The organism is Actinoallomurus acaciae (assembly GCF_042429965.1).
In the GTDB taxonomy this organism is placed as follows: Bacteria; Actinomycetota; Actinomycetes; order Streptosporangiales; family Streptosporangiaceae; genus Actinoallomurus; species Actinoallomurus acaciae.
The window spans coordinates 1-1,497 of the sequence record NZ_JBHLZP010000997.1 but is presented as its reverse complement, the minus strand read 5'-3'; the positions used below and the strand labels follow the sequence as shown (position 1 = coordinate 1,497).

General features: G+C 50.8%; 1 tRNA gene and 2 rRNA genes. All 3 read left to right on the top strand.

The window, feature by feature from the left end:
- Positions 1 to 80, top strand: a 16S ribosomal RNA gene (locus ACFFNX_RS52520); the annotation flags it as partial.
- Between the two features lie 85 nt (positions 81 to 165).
- A tRNA-Glu gene (locus tag ACFFNX_RS52515) sits at positions 166 to 241 on the top strand.
- Positions 242 to 434: 193 nt separating this feature from the next.
- A 23S ribosomal RNA gene (locus ACFFNX_RS52510) occupies positions 435 to 1,497 on the top strand; the annotation flags it as partial.

Sequence of the window (1,497 nt, the reverse complement as noted above, 5' to 3'; positions counted from 1 at the left end):
TTACCACTTTGTGATTCATGACTGGGGTGAAGTCGTAACAAGGTAACCGTAGGGGAACCTGCGGTTGGATCACCTCCTTACCTTAAAGAAGCGTACTTTGCAGTGCTCACACAGATTGTCTGATAGAAAGTGAAAAGCAAGGCGTCTTGCGAAGCAGACTGACACGTCCCCTTCGTCTAGAGGCCCAGGACACCGCCCTTTCACGGCGGTAACAGGGGTTCGAATCCCCTAGGGGACGCCACTTGCTGGTTTGTGAGTGAAAGTCACCTGCCTTAATATCTCAAAACTCATCTTCGGGTGATGTTTGAGATATTTGCTCTTTAAAAATCTGGATCAAGCTGAAAATTGAAACACTGAACAACGAGAGTTGTTCGTGAGTCTCTCAAATTTTCGCAACACGATGATGAATCGCAAGAAACATCTTCGGGTTGTGAGGTTAAGCGACTAAGCGTACACGGTGGATGCCCTGGCAGTCAGAGGCGATGAAGGACGTGCTAATCTGCGATAAGCGTCGGTGAGGTGATATGAACCGTTATAACCGGCGATTTCCGAATGGGGAAACCCAGTGTGTTTCGACACACTATCATTAACTGAATCCATAGGTTAATGAGGCGAACCGGGGGAACTGAAACATCTAAGTACCCCGAGGAAAAGAAATCAACCGAGATTCCCCCAGTAGCGGCGAGCGAACGGGGAGGAGCCCAGAGCCTGAATCAGTGTGTGTGTTAGTGGAAGCGTCTGGAAAGGCGTGCGATACAGGGTGACAGCCCCGTACACAAAAATGCACATATTGTGAGCTCGATGAGTAGGGCGGGACACGTGGTATCCTGTCTGAATATGGGGGGACCATCCTCCAAGGCTAAATACTCCTGACTGACCGATAGTGAACCAGTACCGTGAGGGAAAGGCGAAAAGAACCCCGGCGAGGGGAGGGAAAAAGAACCTGAAACCGTGTACGTACAAGCAGTGGGAGCACGCTTAGGCGTGTGACTGCGTACCTTTTGTATAATGGGTCAGCGACTTATATTCTGTAGCAAGGTTAACCGAATAGGGGAGCCGAAGGGAAACCGAGTCTTAACTGGGCGTTAAGTTGCAGGGTATAGACCCGAAACCCGGTGATCTAGCCATGGGCAGGTTGAAGGTTGGGTAACACTAACTGGAGGACCGAACCGACTAATGTTGAAAAATTAGCGGATGACTTGTGGGTAGGGGTGAAAGGCCAATCAAACTCCGTGATAGCTGGTTCTCCCCGAAAGCTATTTAGGTAGCGCCTCGTGAATTCATCTCCGGGGGTAGAGCACTGTTTCGGCAAGGGGGTCATCCCGACTTACCAACCCGATGCAAACTGCGAATACCGGAGAATGTTATCACGGGAGACACACGGCGGGTGCTAACGTCCGTCGTGAAGAGGGAAACAACCCAGACCGCCAGCTAAGGTCCCAAAGTCATGGTTAAGTGGGAAACGATGTGGGAAGGCCCAGACAGCCAGGATGTTGG